The organism is Vibrio sp. 10N.222.47.A9, from assembly GCF_963872585.1.
Taxonomy (GTDB): Bacteria; Pseudomonadota; Gammaproteobacteria; order Enterobacterales; family Vibrionaceae; genus Vibrio; species Vibrio splendidus.
The window spans coordinates 116325-136446 of the sequence record NZ_CAWNBB010000029.1; the positions used below are offsets into that span (position 1 = coordinate 116325).

Here is a 20122-nt window from a genome sequence, read left to right on the forward strand (position 1 = left end):
GCGTCACATCAAAACGGTGACGGAAACGTTTGCTTTCGGTCGTTGTGTGGTTTTTTTGAAACTTTCAGTACAATCTGAGTCAGGAGATACAGATGCTTAAGCGTGACATGAACATTGCTGATTACGATGCGGACCTATTCGCAGCTATCCAAGAAGAAACTCTTCGTCAGGAAGAGCACATCGAACTTATCGCTTCAGAAAACTACACAAGCCCACGTGTAATGGAAGCTCAAGGTTCTCAACTTACAAACAAATACGCTGAAGGCTACCCTGGTAAGCGTTACTACGGTGGTTGTGAGTTCGTAGATAAAGTTGAAACTCTAGCAATCGAACGTGCATGTGAACTGTTTGGCGCTCAATACGCGAACGTACAACCTCACTCAGGTTCTCAAGCAAACAACGCTGTATACATGGCACTACTGAATGCTGGCGATACTGTTCTAGGTATGAGCCTAGCGCACGGTGGTCACCTAACTCACGGCTCTCCAGTAAACTTCTCTGGTAAGCTTTACAACATCATCCCTTACGGTATCGATGAAGCAGGTCAAATCGATTACGAAGAGATGGAAGCGCTAGCTATCGAGCACAAACCTAAGATGATCATCGGTGGTTTCTCAGCTTACTCTCAAGTTTGTGATTGGAAGCGCATGCGTGAAATCGCTGACAAAGTAGGTGCTTACTTCTTCGTAGATATGGCTCACGTTGCCGGTCTAATCGCTGCAGGCGTTTACCCGAACCCAGTTCCACACGCTCACGTTGTAACAACTACAACGCACAAAACGCTTGCTGGTCCTCGTGGTGGTCTTATTCTTTCTAACGAAGGTGAAGATCTTTACAAAAAGCTAAACTCAGCAGTATTCCCTGGCGGCCAAGGCGGTCCTCTAATGCACGTTATCGCTGGTAAAGCAGTAGCGTTCAAAGAAGCTCTAGAGCCAGAGTTCAAAGAATACCAAGCTCGCGTTGTTGCTAACGCAAAAGCAATGGTGGCTGAATTCCTAGCACGCGGTTACAACATCGTTTCAGGTTCTACAGAGAATCACCTGTTCCTAGTTGACCTAATCGACAAAGACATCACAGGTAAAGAAGCAGATGCAGCACTAGGTTCAGCTAACATCACAGTGAACAAGAACTCAGTACCAAACGATCCACGTAGCCCGTTCGTTACTTCAGGTATCCGTATCGGTTCTCCTTCTATCACTCGTCGTGGTTTCTCAGAAGCAGACGCGAAAGAACTAGCAGGTTGGATGTGTGACATCCTAGATAACATGGGTGATGAGTCTGTTATCGAAGCAACTAAAGCAAAAGTACTAGAAATCTGTAAGCGTCTACCGGTTTACGCATAATTTTTCTGGCTCAAATAGCTTAATTTCTGTGTCAAAGGTGCTCATTTACATTCGTAAACTCCGCGCCTTTTCCTTGAACTAAAGCTATTTGATTGAAAAATACGATTTGAAAGGCTCCTGTATAGGGGCCTTTTTTGTATTCGTAAGTAATAAAGTCATTGTCGAGCATGCTCACTTACATTCGTAAGCTCCGCGTGCTCTCCTAGAATTTCAAACGACTATTTTGAAAAATACGATTTGAAAGGCTCCTCGATAGGAGCCTTTTTTACGTTTGAAGATTAGCTGTCTGAGTAATAAGGAGCGGGTACTAAAAAGGGCTGATGTTTGCACATCAACCCTTTGCTGTTTGTTGGTATCGGTTTTACTTTTTGATGCTCAGTAAAGTACCTGATTTGCATCTAAACGAGTAGTAGCTGCGGCTCTCGTTGAATTTGCCTAAGCCTTCGCCATCGCAGTAGTCGATGTTGATATCACGCATTACTTCTAGTGTATCTTCGCTGTTCAAAGCGAATTTAGAACCATCAGAACAGACGATACGAATTCGCTCATCATGGCTTACTGAGTAGATATCGACTTCGGTATTACACAGCTCAAAAGAGGCTTCACGAAAGTTGTCTTGCTGTGTATTTGAAGCGCAACCTGCAGTCAGTGTTGCAGCGAAAACTGCCAAAAGTCCGAGTCTTTTCATTGTTAATCCTTCGCTATCATCAAATTGGGTGATGAGTTTTATATGCTATTTGAGGTAGCCTATACAACAATACGCTTCGGTTCAAGGAGCGTTCGTTGACTCTAAGATATAAAAGTATAGATGTAGACAGATAATTTATAACTGGTTAACTACATGTTTATCCAATACGTATCACCAATAAAAAAGACCAACACTGAGGTTGGCCTTTCAAAATCAAGTTTGTTTTAAATGACTATCGAAACTGTTTGGCTTCTGGAAGGAACTCAAAACCAGCAGACGCAAGTTTAGCGATCAATGCTGCTTTGTCGATTTCGTAGAAGTTGACCACTCGATCCAAGTCACCACCGAAGTCGTCACGTAACTTCATGTTGACGATGCTCATCAACATCACAGAGTCCATCTTTTCAAAATTAGCGAGGTTCATATTAGTCCTCGAAATCTGAGATCAATAGGTTAGCTGCGGCAAATGCAGCGCGATCTCTTGCTTCTTTAGGAAGGGATTCATCCGCAGCAAGGTCATTCAATGTTTTTACAGCGCAAGTGATCGCTTTAGGGATATAGCCTTGGTCGCCACTGCCAATTTGAGAATACAGTTCACGCACCAAATCACAACAATCGTATACTTTCATTTTTATACCTAACCAAATGATAACTGATCTCAATATACACATAGAGATAAGCAAAAACAAAGTGGATCTGATTAAGTTCAGAGTTAGTTTGTTCTTGCTCAATATCTCATTCTGTTAATGCTCAACGTATCACTTTGCTAGTCTGCTACTTAGCGTGTATTTGCGGCTTAGCATGATATTTATTGATTAGCCTAATATTGACCGCTTAACCAGATATCTGCTGTTGAAGTTGATAAGTAACTTCATCTGCAAGGTTGAGTTGCTTAGCTAACTCTTTGAGGTAGGCCTTCTCCATAAAGTTCTGCTCGTCAGCCACAATCAAAGAGGCTAAGTAGATCTCACTTGCTTGTTGAGGTGAAGTTGCGAGCTGAGCAATCTCACTTGGGTCGAGTGGTTTGTGCAGCTCTTCAGAGACCAATTTAGTCAGTTGATAGTCCGCGCCCATATTTTCGACCGCTTGCTCGATCTTTGCCATCTCCTCCTCATCGACATGACCATCGGCTTTGGACGCAGCAATCATAGATCTTAGAATCAGCACACTATGGTTTGAGTCGCTCTCATCAAATTGAGCTTGTTCGGCATTCGGTGTTTGGCCTTGTTTAGACTGGTAATCGTTATAGACCTTGTAAGCGAGTGCACCCAGTGCCGCTGCGCCACCAATACCAGCGGCTTTCTTACCCATTTTCTTGGTTTTCTTCGAGCCCATTAATGCACCTAAGAGTCCGCCGCCAACTGCGCCTGCACCGAAGGCTCCGAGCGTGCTTTTGTTGATACTCTTGCCATTGCTGCCTTGAGTTAGGCCACTTAAACTTGAAGACCCTTGTGAAAGTTTCTGAGTGCCTTGTTTAACGAGATCTGATTTAAGTGCTTGGTTCAGTAAGCTTTTGATATCCATCGATACCTCCAATGGTGAGCATGTCCAAAAAGTTGATGACACCAATATACGGATTTAAAGATGAACAGGGGATTAACTTACGTTATTTACTCTACTGATAAATAGAAGGGAGTTTGAAGAGAAATGACAGGCACAAAAAAGGCCACCTAACGGCAGCCTTTCAATGTTTATCTAGCGAGTAACCAATTATTTAGTCAATACAGACTTATTCAGTTACTTAATTACTAAGCTAGTTGAGCTTTAAGGTGCTCGATAACCGTGTCTATTGCGATAACTTCTTTATCACCAGTACGACGGTTTTTGTATTCGAAGTTACCTTCGTCCATGCTGCGATCGCCGATAACGATAGTGTGAGGAATACCCACAAGCTCGATATCTTTAAACATAACACCTGGGCGCTCTTTACGGTCATCGAATAGTACTTCGATACCCATAGCGGTTAATTCAGCGTATAGCTTCTCAGCGGCTTCTTTAACGCGCTCAGATTTGTGCATGTTCATTGGTACGATAGCAACTTGGAACGGTGCTAGTGCGTCTGGCCAAGTGATACCGAATTTATCGTGGTTTTGCTCGATAGCCGATGCAACAACACGTGAAACACCGATACCGTAACAACCCATTTCTAGGATTACGCTCTTACCATCAGGACCAAGCACGTTACAGTTCATTGCTTTAGAGTAAGTATTACCTAGTTGGAAGATGTGACCAACTTCGATACCACGCTTAAGTTGGATAGTACCTTGACCACATGGGCTTAGGTCGCCTTCAATAACGTTACGTAGGTCTTCAACTTGAGCAAGCTCAACGTCACGACCCCAGTTGATGCCGAAGTAGTGCTTACCATCTACGTTTGCGCCAGCGCCGAAGTCACTCATTACTGCTACAGAGCGGTCAACGATGAATGGTAGCTCTAGGCCAACAGGACCTAGTGAACCAGGGCCTGCACCAACAAGTGCACGGATTTCTTCTTCAGAAGCCATCTCTAGCGGAGAAGCTACTTGTGGAAGATTTTCAGCTTTCACTTCGTTCAGTTCGTGATCACCACGGATGATCAGTGCGATGATGTCTGCATCTACTTCATCAGAAGCTTTAACGAATAGAGTCTTAACGGTCTTCTCGATTGCTAGATCGTGCTGCTCTACAAGCTCTGCGATTGTTTTTGCGTTTGGCGTATCAACCAGTTCCATCTCTTGAGTAGGCGCTGCAACTTCTTCAGTAGGAGCTAGTGCTTCTGCTTTCTCGATGTTCGCTGCGTAATCAGATTCAGAAGAGAATGCGATTAGGTCTTCGCCGCTTTCAGCAAGAACGTGGAACTCTTGAGAGCCGCTGCCGCCGATTGCGCCAGAGTCTGCTAATACTGGACGGTATTCAAGGCCCATGCGGTCGAATGCTTTACAGTAAGCATCGTGCATCGCTTGGTAAGACTTTTCTAAGCCTTCTTTGTCGATATCAAAGCTGTACGCATCCATCATAGAGAATTCACGTGCACGCATTACGCCAAAACGAGGGCGGCGTTCATCACGGAATTTAGTCTGGATTTGGTACAGGTTTAGAGGTAGCTGTTTGTAAGAGCTGATCTCGTTACGTACTAGGCTCGTCACTACTTCTTCAGCTGTTGGGCTAAGAACAAACGGACGAGAGTGACGGTCTGTGAAACGAAGTAGCTCTGGGCCCATCTTTTCAGAACGGCCAGTCTCTTCCCAAAGCTCAAACGGTTGAACTACGGGCATCAAGATTTCAACGGCACCTGCATTATCGATCTCTTGGCGAACGATATTTTCGACTTTACGCAGTACACGTAGACCAGTAGGTAGCCAAGTATATAAACCTGAAGCTAGCTTACGGATCATACCTGCACGTAGCATCAGCTGGTGGCTGATAACTTCTGCGTCGTTTGGAGTCTCTTTCAGAGTAGAAAGAAGGTAGTTACTGGTACGCATTCTATGGTATCCGTTTCATCATTGATAAAAGAAAATTTGCTGCAGTGAGTGACGACAGCAAATCTGATATAGCCGCATATAATATCAGCCTATTTGGGATCTCAAAAGCGTTCAATGTCAGTTACATTGATGAAAAGCGTTTCAACCACGAATTTCACGTTAAGATCGAACAAATTTACCGCATATTCCTTGTTGTCAGGCTTACCTTTCTTATAGGCAGGGCGAGGATCTTGGCCTAGCACTTCTTTGATCACTTGAATGATATGGCGCGCTTGAGGATGGCTTGCGAGCTTACTTTGCGCTTGCTGCGAGAAGTTCACATCTAACACTTCAGGTTCATCGGCGGCAAAACCTCCTAGTGCATCGGGAATCGAATCCGAGTAGGGGATATAAGGTTTGATGTCGATGATAGGTGTGCCGTCAACGAGATCAACACTGCCTAAGTCCAACCAAGTTTGTCCCTTTTCTTGAGATACACCTTTGAGTTCAACCGCAGACATGCCAATTCCATTGGGTCTGAATGTGGCACGAGACGCGAATACACCAATACGTTCATTGCCGCCAAGGCGAGGTGGCCTCACGGTTGGTTTCCAGCCTGCTTCAAGGTTCTTATCGAACAAAAACAACAACCACACATGGCTAAATTGCTCAATATCTCGAACAGACTCAAGGCAGTTTGCTGCGTCAACCAACCTGACTCTTGAGGTGGATGTTGGCACCAATCTAGGCTGTCTGGGTACCGCGAACTTCTCTTTATAGGGAGACTCTATAAAGCCAATAGGTTCAATGGAGTACATGAGTGGACGTTCTCTAATTACGATCTATGGCGGAAAAATATCATAAAATCGCTTGTTTTTCTTTTGATAATAATTATCATTTGATATGTTATAACGTATCAATTTAAATATTTAGGGAAATACAATGAAACCGAATATCCACCCTGACTACCGCACAGTGGTGTTCCACGACACCAGTGTTGATGAGTACTTCTTGATTGGCTCAACGTTGAAAACAGAACGTACTATCGAATGGGAAGATGGCAATACTTACCCTTATTTCACGATTGAAGTGTCTGCAAAGTCGCACCCTTTCTATACGGGTAAACAGCGAGTGCTACATAAAGAGGGACGTGTTGCTAACTTTACTCGTCGCTTTGGTCAATTAGGTAAGGGAGCGAAATAGAGTGAAAGTTGTAAAATCACTTAAAAGTGCGAAAAGCCGTCATCCAGATTGCCAAATAGTAAAGCGCAGAGGCCGTCACTATGTCATCTGTAAATCCAACCCGAGATTCAAAGCGGTTCAAAAATAGTCAGTCAAATTGATGTGACACGAGTGTAAAAACGAGGGGAAAGTCAAACTTCATTCATTTGTCTGTTTTTCTTTTCCTTCGAGAGGAACCTTGCAGAATATTGCGTGTTAAATTAGCGTATGCTGTATTTTATTTTTAAATGAATCAATGAGTTATATCGCCAGTTATTTTTGTAGTGAATGTGTTTTTGTAAATTATAAATCTAGTTTTTGTATTTAATGTAGATTTATTTGCTAACTAATTGTTCTTATAGAGTTAAAAGTAGTCATTTGTTACACATTTTGTAACATTTTGAATTTCTAATTGATAATTTTGTCGCGTACTCTGCGCTGGCAATTTGAACATTTTTGTCACAATTGCACAGGAATCACTACAAGGAGGGAACTGATGAGTTCATCAGCTTCAATAAAAAACAACTCGCCAAAGAAACCAATTTTTACCCGCTTTCTCGATGGCGTTGAATATTTGGGGAACCTTTTACCCCACCCAATCACTCTTTTCGCAATCTTCTGTGTCGCAATCCTAGTCTCTTCAGGAATTGCTGGTTACTTCGAAGTATCTGTAATGGATCCTCGCCCAGAAGGTGCTAGCGGTCGTGCTGCTGATGGCATGATCCACGTTGTAAGCTTACTTAATGCTGAAGGCTTACAACTCATCGTAACTAATCTAGTTTCGAACTTTGTTGGCTTTGCGCCACTTGGTACTGTGCTTGTTGCAATGCTAGGTGTTGCGATAGCTGAACACTCAGGTCTATTATCTGCGGCAATGCGCGGCATGGTAATGGGCGCATCTCAGCGCATGGTTACTGTAACCGTGGTATTTGCCGGTATTATCTCTAACACGGCTTCAGAGCTGGGTTACGTAGTACTTATCCCTCTTGCAGCAATGCTTTTCCACTCATTGGGTCGTCACCCATTAGCAGGTCTAGCGGCAGCATTTGCTGGTGTATCTGGTGGTTATTCTGCAAACCTACTTATCGGTACGGTTGACCCACTGCTTTCTGGTATTACAGAAACAGCAGCACAAATGCTTGATCCTTCTTACTCTGTTGGTCCTGAATCAAACTGGTACTTCATGTTTGTTTCGACCTTCTTTATCTCGATTGCCGGTGCATTGGTAACAGAGAAGATTGTTGAACCTAAGTTAGGTAAATACAACGATGAAGACGCATCTGAAGATCTTTCAAATGACTCAATGGGTAAGCTTACTGCTATTGAGAAGAAAGGCCTTAAGCTAGCGGGTGTTGCTGTATTAATCGTGAGTGCTCTTTTAGCTTGGACTGTAGTTCCTGCTGACGGTGTTCTACGTTCAGAGGCAGGTACGATTTCAGGTTCTCCATTCCTGAAAAGTATCGTCGCGTTTATCTTTGTATTCTTTGCTATTCCTGGTTTTGTTTACGGCAAAGTTACTGGTTCAATGAAGAATGACCGTGATGTGATTAATGCAATGGCAACGTCTATGTCTTCAATGGGCATGTACATTGTTCTTGTATTCTTTGCTGCGCAGTTTGTTGCTTTCTTTAAGTGGACGAACTTTGGTCAAGTAGTCGCTGTAGGCGGCGCAACATTCCTTCAGGATATCGGACTAACGGGTCCAATGTTGTTCTTCGCATTCATCCTAATGTGTGGTTTCATTAACCTGATGATCGGTTCAGCTTCTGCACAGTGGGCAGTAACGGCGCCAATCTTCGTTCCAATGTTGATGCTAGTAGGTTACGCACCGGAAACGATTCAAGCGGCTTACCGTATCGGTGATTCAACAACGAACATCATTACACCAATGATGAGCTACTTCGGTCTTATCCTTGCCGTAGCAACTCGCTACATGAAGAACCTAGGTATCGGTACACTGATCGCGACCATGTTGCCTTACTCAATGGTATTCATGTTCGGTTGGAGCATCTTGTTCTACCTATGGGTATTCGTATTTGGTCTACCAGTAGGTCCAGGCGCTGCAACGTACTACACGCCTTAGTGAACTGTGATAGGCGAACATTTCGATTCGCTTATCAACTGAATAAAAGACGAGATACCAAAGAGCCTGCATTGATGTAGGCTCTTTTTGTTTGAGTCAGTAAACTTACAATCCCGCAAACCGATAGGTAACCCCAAATTCAAATGACCAGCCTAAATCTCGTTGTATCAACGCGCTGTCGCTGTCGTGATGAATCAAGTCTGCGCGTGCGATACCAATCCAAGTTGGCGTAAACTCATAAAGCCCGATTAACCCTGCTTGATAAACAAACGTCGAACCCGCATCAAACTGATTTAACCCTGAGGCAGAAGATTCGGTGTTAGAAATCCCATACAGGTGATTGGACAGTTTCTTGTCACGATAATCGACTTCTAGGTAGGGCGTAATGGTGAATTGCTGTGTCCAGGTTTCTAACGTTCTGCCTAAGTGAAGCTGAACTTCGTAGCCGTTATGTTCTGAAGTCACATCGTGTAAGTAGGTGAGGCGTGCGCCTACCGTTCCTAAGGTTATCCCCAGCTCTCCATTGCCATCTCTGTCTTGAATGCCGTTAGGTAGGTCAACGAAGGTGTCTGACACTTCAGCAAAGCGCCAATTTCCAGATAACCCTACGTAAGGCAGCAGTTGCCAATTGGCTAAGCTACCATCGATAAAGCCTTTCGGGCCTGAATAGAATAGGTTGGGTGTCGCGCCAAATTGAGGGTCACTCTTAGTGGAGAAAACACTTTCACCATAGGTGATGCTGCCTCCGATGATTCCGAATTCTTTATCGGCAACGTCTTCATTGGCAAAGACTTCATCAGCAAAGTCCTCACCGGCAAAAGAAAGTTGGGTGCTGCCAAAAACAATGGATAGCGAGAGGGCGATTCGACGAATCATAAGCAATACTCCGTTATTGTAATAAATATCAAGAACGGAGTATGTCGATTAAAATTTCATCGGGGCTATAGCGGCTAAATGACGACTTCTAAAGTTGTCGTCATTAGAAAGGCTGTGGTTAGCGTTTTGCTAACAGGCGATCGAGGTGGTTTGCGAACTCACGACGGTCGGTTTGAGAAAGGGTGCTTGGTCCGCCAGTTTGGATGCCACTTGAACGCATAGTATCCATAAAGTCTCGAATATTGAGACGCGCTTTGATGGTTTCTTTGGTGTAAAGCTCGCCGCGAGAACTTAAAGCAAGCGCACCTTTGGTGATCACTTCATCCGCCAGAGGAATGTCAGAGGTAATCACCAGATCGCCGGGTTCAGTGCGTTTTACGATTTCATCATCAGCAATATCAAATCCGCTTGGTACTTGAATTGAGTGAATGTTATTACGCTTGGGAACGGGAACCAAATGGTTCGCGACAAAGGTACATTCGACCCCTGTGCGTTCAGCTGCGCGTACGATTGTTTCACGGATAACCTTGGGACAAGCGTCCGCATCAACCCATATCTTCATAGTGTTCTATTTCTCTGTTAGCTTATTTATCGGTCAACTTATTGCTCAGTTGCCTTACTGACCAGTTAGCTTATTGGCCAGTTAACTTATTGTTCAGTTAACTTATTACTCTGTTAATTTGGCTTCAAGCGTGGCAACGCGAGCGGTAAGTTCAAGGATTTGCTTTTCAAGTTGGCTAACACGATCAAGTGTCGGCTCTTCTTGTGTCGCGACTTCCACTTTAGGGACGCGATTGGCGCTTTTCCAGCTTTTGATAGTCGTGATTAAAGCGGGCATCGGAACGGATGTGCTCATACGAGCTTTAACTAAAGCAACTGTCGGCTCTTTCCCTTGTGCTTGCAGTCCTTCAAGCACTGATTTCAACTCTTCAGACACATCTTTTGTCAGCATGTTGACCTCCATTTTTAGTCTTTGGTCATTTTACTCGCTCCGGTGAATGATAGCGAATCATAAAACCGCCCATAGCTTGTGAGAGATCTCTTACAAAGGCTGTGAGATAACACGAATACATCACTAGAGAGATTTAAGTGCATATGGTTAAGCTTTTGAATTTTAATTGTTTTATATAATTAACAACTTTATTGAATTGAAAGTGTGATGCAAATCTATTGTCCAAAATCCTAAATCGCGTAAATTAAACCTTGTCGGAAGGATTCTGACACGGAACAGGAAAGCACCAAGGATTTGGTTATCTTCAGGATGAAGATTTGGTTACTTAGGATTGAGTAGTCAAGCATGGAGCGTAAGGACATTGTAGGGATACAGCCAGTTAACAGGAAGTTAGCTGCAACGGAATGACAATGGACACCTTTAGGATTTTAGCATCAGGACGATGTAAAGGACACCGCTCACGGAACAAGTGATGTGCGCTAACTAGGATTGTTAGCTTTCAGGATGATTGGACACCGCTAGGACGGCGAAGTAAAGGAAAGAGCTGAAGGATAACAGCCACTATTATGGATGATGCATGGAGCATTTATTAGTAGCCGGACTGCTGCGAGTAAGACCCTAGCCCTGACACTTCGGTGTCGGGGCTTTTCTTTTCCTGAGGCTTTTCTCTATCTAGGAGGCTCTTTTTAATTCAGGAGCTTTTACCTAAGCGCGCGACATCTGCTTTTCTGCTAATGGTCAACACAAGGAGTGTTTTATGACGATAGCAACCTCAAGAACGCTGTTGGTACCTTATACCGAACAGCTACAACACGACTTTATCAAGTTGAATTGCTGCCCCATTAATCGTGCTGAAATGAACGGGCCGCATTCGATTGCCTCTGCAAAACACCTATTTCAAGAAATATTGAACGACAACGTTGGGTTTTGTCGTGCCATTATCCATAACCAAACCCGTGAATACCTTGGACATTTGTTTGTTTCGTCTGAGGAAGGGAAGCATGAACTGGGATTTATTCTAGACAAGGAGTTTTGGAATCAAGGTCTTGCTAGCGAAGTGCTAAAACCTTTCTTCAGTTTGGTGTGTTTTGAAGAGCACCTAACGAATGTTGTTGCGACCGTTAATGTCGGTCATAACCCATCGATTAAGTTACTCGAAAAGTTAGGCTTTGCATTTAAAGAGACCAAACAAGATCAGTTTGGCCCTTATCATGAATATCGTTATACCGAGTTTTGCGACGTTACATTCTATGAGGCTGTAGCTCAAACCGCATAGAGCGGAAGCCGACCATAGTCAGTTTTCCTTGGTACAGATCATCACCCAATGCTGAAAACTCAAATTGGTACACAGTGTGCCAGCGCCAAATGGTGGTTAGCTCATGGCGCATCTTAAATTTATGACCACTGAAGGCAACGCTTAGTAGTTGCAAGTCGAGCTCTTTACATTTTCTCGCAATGGCAGTTTTCGCAAGCTCTGATTGCCTGCGCTGCTGCCAAAAGAAAAAGCAAAAGAAGCACAGCATCAAAATAGCCAATAAGTTATCTATCATTTAATCCATACTTCCTTTTTATCTCTATTCCAATTGTCATTACAGCGTATTTCAACGAGCTATAGAGCAAACCAGTTCTTGGGTTAGTCGTCAGTCCGTTATTGAGACTTAGCCGCTTGTTGTAACTCAATCAATGCGTTGGCGAGCTCAGGTGATGGGTTCGAATTCAACAAGGGTAAAAATACCATTCTTAGTGTCGGAATCATCACTAAATCTGCAAATAACTGATTGAACAGGTTTTGATTGCCCGTTTGTGCGAGACGTAGCAAGAATTGCTCAGCTATCGCGGGGTCTTGTAGCGCATGCCAGCTGCGACCCGCTAAACCAATCAACACTTCTTGGTGGCTCAAGCGTGGGCTAGCCAGAACTTGGTTAATGATGTTATTCGCGATCCCTTGTTCTGCACCGGAAAGGGCACGAACCAAGGCTGAAAGTAAGAACAAATCAGGCTCTTTACTAGCGATCTCATTCTCTGCAAGCTCTTGTAAGCGTTGCGCGAGTTTGTCATTGATTTGTGTGTGCTCAAGCGCGCCTAACGTCGCGTATAGCGGTTCTGATGGCAGCTTATTGATGGCTTTGCGAATAGAGACACCGTTTTGTTGGCTGCCTAAACGCGCGCACATATCGGTGATGCCTTGTAGTCCAACCGTTTTCCAGTTATCCCAACCAAGCTCACCTGTGAAGTAATGCTGAGCGTGCTCGTAATATTGGCTCGTCGCAAGGTCTAAACCTGCTCTTACTTGGCTATGAAATACAGCCATTTTGTCTTCAGAAGGCTTGAAGGTATAAGGGTTGTTTGACAGCTTTTGCTGTTGCTCTTCGCTGATGTCACCGTTTAAACGCGTGCCCATCGCTTCGATAACAAACTTAAGAAAATTACCCACATCGCCTTGATGCAGTAGGCCTCTTTCGTCTAGCTTGAATTTTAGAAACCAAATCCATGGCTGTTTGTGTTCGTTCCAGTAGCTAATGGCTAAGTGAGCTTGTTTCTGAAGTGGAAACGGGTATGGCTGTTTCCCCTGCTCAACATCAGAGAATAGGGTGTTGTCGATCTTCTGGATACGGCGACCTAGGTCGTAGATATCGTATTGGCAACCGCTATTCTTTAGCAACTGAGTGAGCGTGTGAATCGTTTCCATAGTAATAAAGCTCCTAACTTTCTTTCCTAAATAGATGGTACTCTATGCCCCAATTTCAAGGTCACTAGATAAATAACTTGGTGAAAAATGACAGCAGCCACAAAGTTACCTCTTTTACTTCAACAATTAGAACAACAAATGCGCCAATGTTCCCTATGGAGCGATGTTTCACCTTCGGATGAAGCTCTGGCGAGCGTTGAGCCTTTTGCGATTGACTCACTACAGCCAGAAGAGTGGTTGCAGTGGATCTTTATCGTAAAGATCAACGCAATGATGGATGCCCAAATGAGCCTACCGAGAGGCTTTGCGATTCATCCTTATTTTGGTGAAGTATGGAAAAATGAGGCAGAAAAAGCTGAACTGCTAGTGACGATTCAGAGTATTGATGAGGTATGTGCGTAATGTTAGAGATCATTTATCAAGATGAGTACTTTGTCGCGGTGAATAAGCCAGCCGGCATGCTAGTACACCGCTCATGGCTCGATAAACACGAGACTCAATTTGTTATGCAGACACTGCGAGATCAAATTGGTCAGCATGTATTTCCATTGCATCGCTTAGACAGACCGACATCTGGTGTGTTGGTGTTTGCGTTGTCGAGCGAGGTTGCTTCACAGGTGATGCCGATGTTCGCTAACCATGAGATGCAAAAAACCTATCATGCGATTGTTCGTGGTTGGATAGAAGAGGGCGACACGCTCGATTATGCACTCAAGGTCGAGTTGGATAAGATCGCAGACAAGTTTGCAAAAGAAGATAAAGAACCACAAGAAGCTGTCACCGTTTACGAGCCGTTAGCGAAAGTCGAAGTGCCGTATTCAACAGGCCGTTTTCCTACTAGTCGTTATTGCTTAGTTGAGGTGATGCCTAAGACAGGACGTAAACATCAGCTGCGTCGTCACATGGCTCATCTAAGACATCCAATCGTTGGCGATACTTCACATGGTGATGGTAAGCACAACCGACTGTTCCGCGATGATTTAGATTCGCACCGTTTGTTGTTGCACGCTTCTGAGTTGCGTTTCATTCATCCTTTTACAAAGAAAGAATTACTAATGAAGGCCAGCCTAGATGAAACGTGGCTAAGGTTGTTTGAAACCTTTGAGTGGGATACCAGCTTGGTGAATGCTGAAGTACGGTCGTCTAAGTAAAGACCAGGCGTCTAGTAAACATAGAAAATAGAATAAAAATAAAGGGCTGATAGTGATATCAGCCCTTTTTGTGTCTATGCAATCTTAGCGGTAAAACTAATGTTAGTTAGTCGCTCATCGCGGGATCATTTCAGTTTTTCTAGATCGGCTTCGATCTCTGCGATCTTACTTGATACAACCTTCTCTAAGTGGCGTAAGTCGGTAAGGATCTTCTGCTTCACATCGACCTCAGCGGTTGGCGTAGGTTTGGTGATCTTGTTGAGTTCATCAATCACAAGAGTGAGGTTGCGGTTAATCTCTGTCACTTCTTTGTATTGATTATTGCCGCCGCTAACAAGCACACTTTTTACTTGTCGTGGGTACTTAAACTTAACACTTTTCGCGAACAGTTCACCTTTCTGCTTACGAAAGTAAATCTTCAGGATATCTTTATGAGCTTCTTGGCGAAGGGAGTAACGTTCAATCTGTTTAGGTTCGTGGATACCTAAGCCAGTGAGGTTTGGATACATAAGCGACCTCTAGGTTATGAATGTAATACTTTTATGTAATTGACTTGATCAATGTAGCAGCCTAACGACGAGCTAGATAGTTGATATCTGTGAATTGATTGTAAGTTGTGGGCAAGATCGCTCTCTATCTTTGCCCACACTTATTTGGCTATTAAAGCTGTTCCTAGAGCTAAACTTGTTTCCTAGTAATAACTTACTTCTAGCACTAAATTAGCTTTCTAAGGTGCGAGTTCTGAAACATGCTCAGTTAACCTTTCTCTTAGCGCTTGTTCCTGTTCTTCAGACAGTCTGCCTCCCGCGTCACTGGTCAGAATAAACAAATCTTCAGCTCTCTCACCTATCGTGGTGATTTTCGCACCGTGCAAGTTGATGTCTAATTCTGCAAAGGTTGCACCGACTTGAGCCAACAACCCTGGCGTATCAAGAGCTCTTAACTCCATCAAGGTGCGTTTCTTACTCTTGGTTGGTAGGAACTCAACTAAGGTTTTTACCTTGAAATGCTGCAAGTTACGTGGCGTACGACGAGTCTTAATCTTAGTTGGGCGGCCATCAGCCAGAACATGAGTTAGATGCTTAGCGACGGCTTTGTGTCTTGCTTCATCAATCGCTTCGCCGTGCTGATCCAGTACGATAAAGGTATCCAAAACGTGGCCATCTTTACTGACCATGACTTGTGCGTCGTGAACGTTAAAGTTGCGTCTGTCGAGCTCGGCAACCACGGTCGCAAAAAGTGCCGCTTGGTCTTTACAGTAAACGAATACCTCTGTGCCGCCACGTGTCGCTTTTTGGCTGATAAGCACTAAAGGTTGACTCGGATCTTCTAAGCGAAGTAAGTGTTCACAGTGCCATGCGATTTGAGTGTGTGTATGACGCAAGAAATAGTCAGCTTTGAAACGCTGCCACAACACCTCAATCTCACGAGCCGTGAAGCCTTCTTTACGCAGCAGTGCAGATGCCATTTGCTGGTTATGACGAATACGGTCTCTGACATCAACTGGGTTTTCTAAGCCGCGGCGCAGTGCGCGCTGCGTAGAGTGGAACAGTTCTGCGAGTAGGGTACGTTTCCAGCTGTTCCATAGTTCTGGGTTGGTTGCACAGATATCGGCTACCGTTAGGCACACCAGCAGTTCTAACGACTCTTCGTCGCGTACTTTCTTGGCGAACTCTGTGATTACGTCCGGATCGTAGATATCACGGCGTTGAGCGGTCACTGACATTAACAGGTGGTTTTGTACTAGCCACGCGACTTGTTTGGCTTCTGGCTTTGATAGCCCGTGCTCAATACAGAAAGAGTAAGCTTCAACAGCGCCAATTTCTGAGTGGTCTCCGCCGCGGCCTTTACCTATGTCGTGGAAGATAGCCGCCAGAATCAACAGCTCTTTCTTTTGAACTCGTGGATACACTTCACAACAGATAGGGTGCTTATCGTGGTTCTCGATTTGGCCAAAGCGGTTGATGTGTTTGAGTAGGCGAATACTGTGTTCATCTACGGTGTAAACGTGAAAAAGATCAAACTGCATTTGACCAACAATTTGGCTCCACTGTGGCAAATAGGCCGATAGCACGCCCAATTTATGCATCAAACTAAAGGCTTTGTGCAGTGCATTTGGGTGGCGAACCAAATCCATGAACTTGTCACGAGCTTCAGGAATGGTATGCAAGAAGCGATTCAATCGGCGACGTGCGGTTCGCAGTTGTCGCAATGTTGGTGGGCTTACCCCTTCGATAGAAGAGTCATTCGCGATATGGATAAACATATCGAGAATCGTTTCTGGTCTCGCTTGGAATAAGGCCGGCTTACGCGCTTCGATCAATGAACCTCGACGTTGGAAGTCGTTGTCGAGAATCTCGGCTTCTTGTGTTTGACCGCCATTGATGATCGCTTGATCGAACAACTTAAGCAGCATCTTATTGAGCTCAGCTACGCGGCGAAGTGTTCGATAGAACTCTTTCATCATCATCTCGACGCCACGGTTGCCTTCACCACTGTAACCTAGGTGTTCCGCTACCTGAGCTTGATGGGCAAACGTGAGACGGTTGTCGTAACGGCGCAGTTCAATGTGCAGTGCAAAGCGAACACGCCACAAGAAATCTTGGCACTCGACCAACTCACGATACTCAGCATCGGTTAGAAAGCCGTATTTGCTCATCTCCAATAAAGACGTTGCACCAAAATGTCGACGCGCAACCCAGCTCAGGGTGTGGATGTCTCTGAGCCCTCCCGGAGTCGATTTGATGTCCGGTTCTAAATTATAGGTGGTGTCGTGGTAGCGAGCATGACGCTCTCTCTGTTCTTGAATCTTAGCCTTGTAAAAGGTCTCACTTGGCCAAAATGAATCGGAATGAATCTTTAGCTTAAGTTCTTGAAATGTGTCTTCGCTGCCACACAGTAAGCGTGACTCTTGCAGGTTAGTGGCAACGGTTAAATCATCGGTGCCGATCTCAAGACATTCTGCAATGGTACGCACCGCGTGGCCAACTTCGAGTTTCAAATCCCAGAGTAGGGTAATGAATTGACTGACTTTTTCACCCAGTGCGGGTGGCAGTGTTTTTTGCGAGACGATGAGGATATCAATATCGGACAAAGGGTGTAGTTCACCACGGCCATAGCCTCCCACCGCAACAAGTGAAATATGAGGCAGTTTGTTGAATCCAAAATGCTCCCATAAACGATTGAGAAGCAAATCCATGTATTCGGAACGAAGCAGCACCAAATCGGTGACTGGATGATGATTCAGAAATTCATTTTTTTGATACTGCGTGAAGATTTCGAGCTGATTTTTTATTTCGCAGATTTCAATTTGTTCGTCATTGAACGTAAGGGGACATTGATAAGGCATAGTCTGCTATCCGTGCAAGCAAATGAGAATAGTAAACAATTTAACAGAAGCTGATGGAAAATCGAAATTGAGCGGATAAAAAAATATCCTCGACAGGCGAGGATATTTTTAAAAGTCTGAGGTATTCAGCTTGTTGAACTAAGCGTTCTTCATGATACGTGGGATCGTATCGTCGCTGCGTAGTGTTAGTACCTCACAACCAGTATCCGTTACAACTAGAGTGTGTTCCCATTGAGCTGAGTTCTTGCTGTCTGCTGTGTACACTGTCCAGCTATCTTCGTCATCTAGACGACAGCCAAACTTACCCGCATTGATCATTGGCTCGATTGTGAAACACATGCCTGCTTTCAGTACGGTACGGTCACTGTTTTTGTAGTGAACGACTTGTGGATCTTCGTGGAACTCAGAACCAATACCGTGGCCACAGTAATCTTTTACAATAGAGAATTTAGCGCGTGGGTTGTTCTTGTTGTTTGTTTTGATGTACTTCTCAATAGCAGTACCGATTTGGCCAAGTTGAACACCTGGTTTAACCTGACGCATGCCTTCGTAAAGTGCTTCTTGAGCAACCATACACAGACGTTTGTTTGCTGGAGAAACTTCACCCACAAGGAACATCTTAGATGTGTCACCGTGGTAGCCTTGTGGACGAACACTTAGATCAGCATTTTCGTCATCAGGAACAATCACAGTGATATCAACGTTTAGAATGTCGCCATCTTTTAGTACTGCAGGTTTGAATTGACCTGTGCTACCCGTCTCATCTTGTGATGCTGGAATACCGTGACACACGATGTGGTTGATAGAAGTACAGATTGACTTAGGGAAACCGTGGTAATCAAGTGGTGCTGAGTATGCGCCTCTTTCTAGAGCGTACTCATGACAGATTTGGTTTAGCTCTTCTGTCGTTGTACCCACTTGGATGTGAGGTTCAATCATCTCTAGAATTTCTGAAGCCAGCTTGCCGGCAACGCGCATTTTTTCAATTTCTTCAGCAGTTTTAATTTTTACAGCCATTGCATATCTCTTAAATTTGGTAGCACCTAAGTGTGCATATTGGGGCTATTCTAGCAGTGCAGTATTTTAGCGCAACATTCTGATACCCATATAATGCTGGTGGACATTACTAAGCATGATTGAATAGTGTTCAAATTTAGACAGTTTGTCTCTTGTGTTATTGATACTCTTTATAAGAGAAATACAGCGTCAAAGATCAGTATAGCAGTCGCCATTTTTAGATTTTTTTCTAGCCATAGATAGACAAAATATGGTATAAAGCGCGCCGGACATCAGGACTGTTTTCTCCATTTGGCGAAACAAGCTTTGTGTCCACTAACTTATTTCTTTAAATCACACACATTCCGACACATGTTCCGGGGTGCCTCAACAACACAGATAACGGCTGAAAAGTGGTTAGTTGTTAGGGGTCGGATTCATGGGGAGTGTGGAGGCCTAACCCCATAGAGGATTTTAAAATGGCAACTGTATCAATGCGCGATATGCTTAAAGCTGGTGTTCACTTCGGTCACCAAACTCGTTACTGGAACCCAAAAATGAAGCCATTCATCTTTGGTGCTCGTAGCAAAGTTCATATCATCAACTTAGAAAAAACTGTACCAATGTTCAACGAAGCTCTAGCTGAAATTGCTAAAGTTGGCGAGAAGAAAGGTAAAGTTCTTTTTGTTGGTACTAAGCGTGCTGCATCTGAAGCTGTTAAAGAAGCTGCTATCAACAGCAACCAGTTCTACGTTAACAACCGCTGGTTAGGCGGTATGCTAACGAACTACAAAACTGTTCGTCAGTCTATCAAGCGTCTGAAAGAACTTGAAGCGCAAGCTCAAGACGGTACTTTCGACAAGCTTACTAAGAAAGAAGCTCTAATGCGTACTCGCGAAATGGAGAAGCTAGAGAAATCTCTTGGTGGTATCAAGAACATGGGCGGCCTACCTGACGCTCTATTCGTAATCGATGCTGATCACGAACACATCGCAGTTAAAGAAGCTAACAACCTAGGTATCCCAGTTTACGCTGTAGTTGATACTAACTCTAACCCAGACGGCATTGACTTCATCATTCCTGGTAATGACGATGCAATCCGTGCAGTACAGCTTTACCTTAACGCTGCTGCTGACGCGGTTAAAGAAGGCCGTAACAAAGACGTTGTTATCGCTGCTGCTGCTGAAAAAGACGGTTTCGTAGAAGCTGAATAATAGCGGCTCTGAGCCATATTTAGTTCATATTCAGGTGTCATATTGATATTTGAAGCAAGCTAAATACAGTCAATATCAGGGGCCATTTAATGAGGCCCCTGTTTTTTATCTTTTTTA

At 44.2% G+C, this 20122-nt stretch carries 22 protein-coding genes; 8 read left to right on the plus strand and 14 right to left on the minus strand.

Translation table 11 applies throughout. The annotated features are described in order from the left end of the window. The first annotated feature begins 92 nt into the window (after nt 1-92). The gene (glyA, locus tag AACT19_RS07865) at nt 93-1343 is read left to right on the plus strand and encodes a serine hydroxymethyltransferase (RefSeq protein ID WP_017072688.1); all 1251 of its coding nucleotides are present in this window, start codon (nt 93-95) and stop codon (nt 1341-1343) included. Between the two features lie 361 nt (nt 1344-1704). Here glyA and AACT19_RS07870 read toward each other — a convergent pair whose 3' ends face one another. The 6 genes from AACT19_RS07870 to tsaA all read right to left on the minus strand — a co-directional run bounded on the left by AACT19_RS07870 (nt 1705) and on the right by tsaA (nt 6292). After that, the gene (locus AACT19_RS07870; RefSeq protein ID WP_004736794.1) at nt 1705-2031 is read right to left on the minus strand and encodes a hypothetical protein; all 327 of its coding nucleotides are present in this window, start codon (nt 2029-2031) and stop codon (nt 1705-1707) included. A gap of 232 nt (nt 2032-2263) precedes the next feature. Beyond that, nucleotides 2264-2455, minus strand: a complete 192-nt coding sequence (locus tag AACT19_RS07875; protein ID WP_004736793.1) for a DUF4250 domain-containing protein — start codon at nt 2453-2455, stop codon at nt 2264-2266. Nucleotide 2456: 1 nt separating this feature from the next. Next, complete coding sequence (locus tag AACT19_RS07880) at nt 2457-2660, minus strand: YaeP family protein (RefSeq protein ID WP_009847436.1); 204 nt, start codon at nt 2658-2660, stop codon at nt 2457-2459. A gap of 205 nt (nt 2661-2865) precedes the next feature. After that, on the minus strand, nt 2866-3555 hold the full coding sequence (locus tag AACT19_RS07885; RefSeq protein WP_076645947.1) for a tellurite resistance TerB family protein: 690 nt from the start codon (nt 3553-3555) through the stop codon (nt 2866-2868). A 224-nt stretch (nt 3556-3779) separates the two neighbouring features. Then, nucleotides 3780-5495, minus strand: a complete 1716-nt coding sequence (locus tag AACT19_RS07890) for a proline--tRNA ligase (protein ID WP_061022359.1) — start codon at nt 5493-5495, stop codon at nt 3780-3782. A 101-nt stretch (nt 5496-5596) separates the two neighbouring features. Further along, nucleotides 5597-6292 (minus strand): tRNA (N6-threonylcarbamoyladenosine(37)-N6)-methyltransferase TrmO, encoded by a 696-nt coding sequence (gene tsaA, locus AACT19_RS07895; protein WP_076645948.1) that lies wholly within the window; start codon nt 6290-6292, stop codon nt 5597-5599. A 124-nt stretch (nt 6293-6416) separates the two neighbouring features. On the opposite strand from tsaA, the gene AACT19_RS07900 reads away from it, so the two are divergent. The 3 genes from AACT19_RS07900 to AACT19_RS07910 all read left to right on the plus strand — a co-directional run bounded on the left by AACT19_RS07900 (nt 6417) and on the right by AACT19_RS07910 (nt 8778). Next, nucleotides 6417-6677, plus strand: coding sequence for a type B 50S ribosomal protein L31 (locus AACT19_RS07900; RefSeq protein WP_004734366.1), 261 nt, complete (start codon nt 6417-6419; stop codon nt 6675-6677). A gap of 1 nt (nt 6678) precedes the next feature. Continuing rightward, the gene (gene ykgO / locus AACT19_RS07905; protein ID WP_010436457.1) at nt 6679-6804 is read left to right on the plus strand and encodes a type B 50S ribosomal protein L36; all 126 of its coding nucleotides are present in this window, start codon (nt 6679-6681) and stop codon (nt 6802-6804) included. A gap of 387 nt (nt 6805-7191) precedes the next feature. Then, the gene (locus tag AACT19_RS07910; RefSeq protein ID WP_004734363.1) at nt 7192-8778 is read left to right on the plus strand and encodes an AbgT family transporter; all 1587 of its coding nucleotides are present in this window, start codon (nt 7192-7194) and stop codon (nt 8776-8778) included. Between the two features lie 105 nt (nt 8779-8883). Here the strand turns inward: AACT19_RS07910 and AACT19_RS07915 are convergent, their stop codons facing one another. The 3 genes from AACT19_RS07915 to AACT19_RS07925 all read right to left on the minus strand — a co-directional run bounded on the left by AACT19_RS07915 (nt 8884) and on the right by AACT19_RS07925 (nt 10606). Then, nucleotides 8884-9654: a MipA/OmpV family protein gene (locus AACT19_RS07915; RefSeq protein ID WP_076645949.1), complete on the minus strand. Its 771-nt coding sequence runs from the start codon at nt 9652-9654 to the stop codon at nt 8884-8886. 118 nt (nt 9655-9772) lie between these two features. Then, a complete protein-coding gene (locus AACT19_RS07920) occupies nt 9773-10216 on the minus strand; it encodes a YaiI/YqxD family protein (protein WP_004734361.1) in 444 nt (147 codons plus the stop codon). 105 nt (nt 10217-10321) lie between these two features. Beyond that, entirely contained in the window at nt 10322-10606 is a 285-nt protein-coding gene (locus tag AACT19_RS07925; RefSeq protein ID WP_017079397.1) for a hypothetical protein, read from the minus strand. Nucleotides 10607-11363: 757 nt separating this feature from the next. Here AACT19_RS07925 and AACT19_RS07930 point away from each other — a divergent pair. Next, on the plus strand, nt 11364-11882 hold the full coding sequence (locus AACT19_RS07930) for a GNAT family N-acetyltransferase (RefSeq protein WP_004734359.1): 519 nt from the start codon (nt 11364-11366) through the stop codon (nt 11880-11882). Here the strand turns inward: AACT19_RS07930 and AACT19_RS07935 are convergent. Continuing rightward, nucleotides 11848-12156, minus strand: a complete 309-nt coding sequence (locus AACT19_RS07935) for a DUF3301 domain-containing protein (RefSeq protein WP_004734358.1) — start codon at nt 12154-12156, stop codon at nt 11848-11850. The two genes, AACT19_RS07930 and AACT19_RS07935, sit on opposite strands and share 35 nt — an antisense overlap. Nucleotides 12157-12254: 98 nt before the next feature. Further along, nucleotides 12255-13295 (minus strand): DUF3549 family protein, encoded by a 1041-nt coding sequence (locus tag AACT19_RS07940; protein WP_017079398.1) that lies wholly within the window; start codon nt 13293-13295, stop codon nt 12255-12257. 87 nt (nt 13296-13382) lie between these two features. Between AACT19_RS07940 and AACT19_RS07945 the strand changes: the two genes are divergently transcribed. Continuing rightward, nucleotides 13383-13697 carry a YqcC family protein gene (locus tag AACT19_RS07945; RefSeq protein WP_004734356.1) on the plus strand — a complete coding sequence of 105 codons (315 nt, stop codon included), beginning with the start codon at nt 13383-13385 and terminating at the stop codon, nt 13695-13697. Next, a complete protein-coding gene (gene truC / locus AACT19_RS07950; protein WP_076645950.1) occupies nt 13697-14446 on the plus strand; it encodes a tRNA pseudouridine(65) synthase TruC in 750 nt (249 codons plus the stop codon). The genes AACT19_RS07945 and truC overlap by 1 nt, the downstream gene beginning before the upstream one ends. A gap of 125 nt (nt 14447-14571) precedes the next feature. On the opposite strand, the gene AACT19_RS07955 is transcribed toward truC, so the two are convergent. The 3 genes from AACT19_RS07955 to map all read right to left on the minus strand — a co-directional run bounded on the left by AACT19_RS07955 (nt 14572) and on the right by map (nt 18812). Continuing rightward, nucleotides 14572-14955, minus strand: a complete 384-nt coding sequence (locus AACT19_RS07955; RefSeq protein ID WP_004734354.1) for a DUF3461 family protein — start codon at nt 14953-14955, stop codon at nt 14572-14574. Between the two features lie 218 nt (nt 14956-15173). After that, complete coding sequence (gene glnD / locus AACT19_RS07960) at nt 15174-17795, minus strand: bifunctional uridylyltransferase/uridylyl-removing protein GlnD (protein ID WP_017084157.1); 2622 nt, start codon at nt 17793-17795, stop codon at nt 15174-15176. A gap of 138 nt (nt 17796-17933) precedes the next feature. Beyond that, a complete protein-coding gene (gene map, locus AACT19_RS07965; protein WP_004734352.1) occupies nt 17934-18812 on the minus strand; it encodes a type I methionyl aminopeptidase in 879 nt (292 codons plus the stop codon). Nucleotides 18813-19270: 458 nt separating this feature from the next. Here map and rpsB point away from each other — a divergent pair, with 458 nt between their 5' ends. Beyond that, the gene (gene rpsB / locus AACT19_RS07970; RefSeq protein ID WP_004734351.1) at nt 19271-20005 is read left to right on the plus strand and encodes a 30S ribosomal protein S2; all 735 of its coding nucleotides are present in this window, start codon (nt 19271-19273) and stop codon (nt 20003-20005) included. The last annotated feature ends 117 nt before the right edge of the window (nt 20006-20122 follow it).

Coding starts and splice junctions, on each gene's coding strand:
- glyA (WP_017072688.1), top strand. CDS start 93: ATGCTTAAGCGTGACATGAACATTGCTGATTACGATGCGGACCTATTC.
- AACT19_RS07870 (WP_004736794.1), bottom strand. CDS start 2,031: ATGAAAAGACTCGGACTTTTGGCAGTTTTCGCTGCAACACTGACTGCA.
- AACT19_RS07875 (WP_004736793.1), bottom strand. CDS start 2,455: ATGAACCTCGCTAATTTTGAAAAGATGGACTCTGTGATGTTGATGAGC.
- AACT19_RS07880 (WP_009847436.1), bottom strand. CDS start 2,660: ATGAAAGTATACGATTGTTGTGATTTGGTGCGTGAACTGTATTCTCAA.
- AACT19_RS07885 (WP_076645947.1), bottom strand. CDS start 3,555: ATGGATATCAAAAGCTTACTGAACCAAGCACTTAAATCAGATCTCGTT.
- AACT19_RS07890 (WP_061022359.1), bottom strand. CDS start 5,495: ATGCGTACCAGTAACTACCTTCTTTCTACTCTGAAAGAGACTCCAAAC.
- tsaA (WP_076645948.1), bottom strand. CDS start 6,292: ATGTACTCCATTGAACCTATTGGCTTTATAGAGTCTCCCTATAAAGAG.
- AACT19_RS07900 (WP_004734366.1), top strand. CDS start 6,417: ATGAAACCGAATATCCACCCTGACTACCGCACAGTGGTGTTCCACGAC.
- AACT19_RS07910 (WP_004734363.1), top strand. CDS start 7,192: ATGAGTTCATCAGCTTCAATAAAAAACAACTCGCCAAAGAAACCAATT.
- AACT19_RS07915 (WP_076645949.1), bottom strand. CDS start 9,654: ATGATTCGTCGAATCGCCCTCTCGCTATCCATTGTTTTTGGCAGCACC.
- AACT19_RS07920 (WP_004734361.1), bottom strand. CDS start 10,216: ATGAAGATATGGGTTGATGCGGACGCTTGTCCCAAGGTTATCCGTGAA.
- AACT19_RS07925 (WP_017079397.1), bottom strand. CDS start 10,606: ATGCTGACAAAAGATGTGTCTGAAGAGTTGAAATCAGTGCTTGAAGGA.
- AACT19_RS07930 (WP_004734359.1), top strand. CDS start 11,364: ATGACGATAGCAACCTCAAGAACGCTGTTGGTACCTTATACCGAACAG.
- AACT19_RS07935 (WP_004734358.1), bottom strand. CDS start 12,156: ATGATAGATAACTTATTGGCTATTTTGATGCTGTGCTTCTTTTGCTTT.
- AACT19_RS07940 (WP_017079398.1), bottom strand. CDS start 13,295: ATGGAAACGATTCACACGCTCACTCAGTTGCTAAAGAATAGCGGTTGC.
- AACT19_RS07945 (WP_004734356.1), top strand. CDS start 13,383: ATGACAGCAGCCACAAAGTTACCTCTTTTACTTCAACAATTAGAACAA.
- truC (WP_076645950.1), top strand. CDS start 13,697: ATGTTAGAGATCATTTATCAAGATGAGTACTTTGTCGCGGTGAATAAG.
- AACT19_RS07955 (WP_004734354.1), bottom strand. CDS start 14,955: ATGTATCCAAACCTCACTGGCTTAGGTATCCACGAACCTAAACAGATT.
- glnD (WP_017084157.1), bottom strand. CDS start 17,795: ATGCCTTATCAATGTCCCCTTACGTTCAATGACGAACAAATTGAAATC.
- map (WP_004734352.1), bottom strand. CDS start 18,812: ATGGCTGTAAAAATTAAAACTGCTGAAGAAATTGAAAAAATGCGCGTT.
- rpsB (WP_004734351.1), top strand. CDS start 19,271: ATGGCAACTGTATCAATGCGCGATATGCTTAAAGCTGGTGTTCACTTC.